4 protein-coding genes and 1 riboswitch are annotated in these 4,003 nt (G+C 30.2%); all 4 genes read left to right on the plus strand.

Features of this window, described 5'->3' with window-relative positions:
- Positions 1-185, plus strand: a 185-nt coding sequence (locus ACQ3F0_RS26585) for a TRAP transporter large permease subunit (RefSeq protein WP_428868839.1), incomplete at its 5' end; no start/stop codon positions are given.
- 563 nt (positions 186-748) lie between these two features.
- A riboswitch (glycine riboswitch) is annotated at positions 749-860 on the plus strand.
- A 183-nt stretch (positions 861-1,043) separates the two neighbouring features.
- The gene (locus ACQ3F0_RS26590; protein WP_428868845.1) at positions 1,044-2,258 is read left to right on the plus strand and encodes an ester cyclase; all 1,215 of its coding nucleotides are present in this window, start codon (positions 1,044-1,046) and stop codon (positions 2,256-2,258) included.
- A 348-nt stretch (positions 2,259-2,606) separates the two neighbouring features.
- Positions 2,607-3,662 carry a TRAP transporter substrate-binding protein gene (locus ACQ3F0_RS26595; RefSeq protein ID WP_428868846.1) on the plus strand — a complete coding sequence of 352 codons (1,056 nt, stop codon included), beginning with the start codon at positions 2,607-2,609 and terminating at the stop codon, positions 3,660-3,662.
- A 73-nt stretch (positions 3,663-3,735) separates the two neighbouring features.
- The coding region (locus ACQ3F0_RS26600) for a TRAP transporter small permease (protein WP_428868847.1) at positions 3,736-4,003 on the plus strand (268 nt) is incomplete at its 3' end.

The following is a 4,003-nucleotide window of genomic DNA, read 5'->3' on the forward strand; positions in this document are numbered from 1 at the left end:
CTACATTAGGACTACTTACTCCACCACTTGGAGGAAACCTCTTTGTTGCTGCACAAATATGTGATGCTAGCTTCGAGGATGTAGTTAAGAATGTATGGCCATGGATTATTGCAATGTTGATTGGATTGATATTTATAATATTTATTCCTCAATTATCAATGTGGCTTCCAAGTATGATGAAGTAGTATAGGCAAGAGATATAAAAATTTAAGGTATGGATAGAGTGGTGTTAAAGAAACGGCTGTGCGATTGATATGGTTCGATGTTGTTTCTTTTTCTTAATATAAATAATATAAAACGAGTGATGTATAAAAGCATCGAAACGATGCAAAGAAACATCGAAATTTTCTTGCAATTGAAATATTTTGGTTAGTATCAATATTTAACTAGTATGAAGTAATAGGAATGAAAATGTTATAATTTTCTTAAAATAATGGTAAATACAAAGTTTTTATTAATGAAATCGACAAAAAAAATAAAAAAACATAAATATATTACAAAATATAGCGATTGGCATGGATATTGCTATTAATAAAAACATATTCAGATATATGATAAATCAAAGGAATAAGTTACAAAAAGAAATATGCAAAGATAATATACTGATGTGATTATAGTACGAAAGAATTCAAAATTAAATATAGGTGATTGATGATTATTGGAAATATCTTTGTATAGGTAACCGTAGGAGAAAGAAATAGATGAAGCTGAAATTCTATTTTGAAGCTCTCAGGTTTGGACAATAATTTGACACGCCCCTGGAGAGACCCCTTAAATGTGGGCATCGAAGAAGAAACTCATGTAAATTTATGTATTAGAATTGTGAGGAAGCTTTCAGATAAAAGGACAGGGAGTAAATTAGCATTAGGATATCTATGTTCATTTACCCCCTGTTTTTGTGTTCATAAGAATCAATTTGCTCCCTATACTTATGAGGATTAATTATTCGATATTATAAGAGCAATCTTTTAAATAATATAATATTTTCAAAACAATAAAAATGAATAACATGTAAAAATATATTGAAAAAGGAGGAGTTTTGTTTGGAAACATCGAATGTAGTAAAAACAACTGCTGATAAGAAAAAAATTAAGGCAAATCCAAAGGTTGATTCAAAAAATGAAAAGAATGGAGATGTAAACGTTATGGGAAATAGTACAAATTCAAATAAAGTTTTTTATGGAGATATTAACGAAGTAAACTCTGTGATATGGAGAGATTATAATGATTTTGCATTTTTAGAAGGTAAGAATAAACAAAAATTAGAAGGATATGATGAAAAATATAATGACTTTGTTCACTATATTATTAAAATAACTCACGATATTTGGGAAGAAAAAGGGATTGGAGTTATTTACGATACATATTCAAATAACGTTCATCTTCACCTTAGTTCACAAACAGCTGTTGGAATACAAGGAGTAATAAGTAATACTCTTCAAAATTTACATGCTTTCCCTGATAGAAGATTAATTGGTCAAAATGTTATATTCTCACCATATGATAATGATGGATTACTATCTTCACACAGAATAGTTTCTACAGCAACTAGTTTAGGTGATTCTAGTTTTGGACCAGCAACAGGAAAGAAAATTAATTATAGAACAGTAGTTGATTGTGCGGCATATAAGAATAGAATCTTTGAAGAGTGGTTAGTAAGAGATAATCTTTGGATTGTAAAACAATTAGGACTTGATCCACATGAAGTTGCAAAAAAATTCGCAAAAGCTAGTAAAAACCAAGAGCCAGCACTTCAAAGTAAATTTGGCATTGGAGAATCTATGGAAGGACAATTTTATCCAGAATTGTACAAAGCTAAAGATGATAGCGTAGGAGAAATGGTTCTAGAAATGATAAGTAGTATCTGGAATCGCAAGCTTATAAACAAAGTAAAAGATTTTTATCATGACAATGCATCTCTACACTATATTTGTAATACTGACTTAAATGGATTTGATGAAATTCAAGGAATGTTTATAAGTTTATTCTCATCATTCCCAAATGCAGGAATTGTAGTAGAAAGAGTATCATGTAATCAAAGAGGAAACCAAAATGCATGGGATGTTGCTGTTAGATTGAGAATAAATGGTATTCATGAAGGTTATGGATATTTTGGAGATCCATCAGGCAAGAGAGTTAGCTTTATGATTATGGATCATTATCATATTGTTGATAATAAAGTTAAAGAACAATGGATGACATTTGATGGAATAGATGTACTTCGTCAAATCTATATGGGTGATGAAGAAGAAGCATAAAAAAGTTAGATATACTGTGTGGATATATATTTGTTAAGTATTTTATGAATAAATATTACTGAAACTTAATTTATCCATGTTTAAAATCTTTGACGTCAGGTAATAAAACATGGATAAACTTTTAGTTAAAGTGATTTATTTATATATTTGGCAGGTTTATATATAGATAAACTTTGAAAGCTAAACAAACAGAATATTTTGATATATGTTAGATGAGACTTCTTTGGGGCAATTATATTATTTATTTTATTAAGAGAAGTATGACATTCTATATTTTAAAAGTTTTGTTTGAAGATTTATTATTTAACTAGCTGAAAAGTAAATAACTATTTTTAGGGAGGAATTGTAATGATAAGAAAATCTACAATGGCAAAAGTTTTTGCAACAGTAATGAGTTTGAGTTTACTATTAACTGGTTGTGGTGGAAGCAAGTCTTCAAGTAATGATGGGAAAGATTCTGCAGGTGGAGAACACAAAGAAATAAAATTACGTATTGCTCACTTATCTCCAGAGGAAGAAAGTATTCATCAAGGTTTTGTTAAATTCAAAGAAGTTATTGAAGCAGAAAATGTTGGTGTTACAGTAGAAATTTATCCAGCAGGACAATTAGTAGGTTCTGACCGTGATAGTATTGAGGGAGTTCAATTAGGAGAAATCGATATGGCTTCTGTTGCAGCTATACAATTAGCACCTCATGTTGATCAATTCTATGTATTCAATGCAAACTATTTATTTGATAGTATGGAAGATGCTAAAGTAAAACTTGAAGGACCAGCTGGTGATGCTTTAAGACAAGCTACAATAGATAAAAATAGTGGTATGAGAGTTGCTGCATTCTTTGGTGGCGCTAACCGTGCATTTTGGAATAATGTAAAACCAATAGAAAAAGTTGCTGATTTTAAAGGGATAAAAGTACGTACTCCTGAAAATCCACTTAATGTTAAAGAGTTAGAAACTCTTGGATGTATACCTACACCAATGGCATGGAGTGAAATGTATACTGGTTTACAACAAGGAACTATAGATGGATTAGCTTCTTCAAGAGCACCAATTTTACAACAAGGTATTGTTGAAGTTCTTAAATATGCTACTGATACAAATCATAGTTACTATATGCCTGTATCTTTAATATCTGAAGCTACATACAAGAAATTTGATGAAGCTCAATTAGCTGCATATGAAAAAGCTATTCAAGCTTGTGCTGATACTCAATGGGAATTATCTGTAAAAGATAATGAAGAAGCAATTGCAGAAATGGAAAAACTAGAATCTGAAGGCAAACTTACTTATACTCGTTTAACAGATGAGGAAAGAGAAGAGTTCAAAAAAATATATGTAGATTCTATAGAGTCTATGGTTGCTGAAAAATGTGGACAAGAAATACTTGATACATTCAGAAAATAATTACTACTCAGGGGACACTAATTAGTGTTCCTCTGTTTTAGCTCTTTCATTAGTATTTATAGGAGGAAAAAATATGAAAAACTTTATTTGTTGGATGGACGACAAACTTGAAGTGGTTATAGGGTCTATATTTTTAGCGTTAATGGTATTATTTACGTTTATTCAAATTGTTGGTAGATATGTATTAACTACACCTTTCTCTTGGACAGAAGAAATGACAAGATATATGTTTGTGTGGATGGTATATATCGCTGTTGGATATGCAGTTAAAGAAGATAAGCATATACGTATAACATTTTTACATTCATTATTGCCAAAAAAAGCAGGGAAAATTTTGGATA

Source organism: Clostridium sediminicola (assembly GCF_050402865.1).
In the GTDB taxonomy this organism is placed as follows: Bacteria; Bacillota; Clostridia; order Clostridiales; family Clostridiaceae; genus Clostridium_AF; species Clostridium_AF sediminicola.

Coding starts and splice junctions, on each gene's coding strand:
- ACQ3F0_RS26595 (WP_428868846.1), top strand. CDS start 2,607: ATGATAAGAAAATCTACAATGGCAAAAGTTTTTGCAACAGTAATGAGT.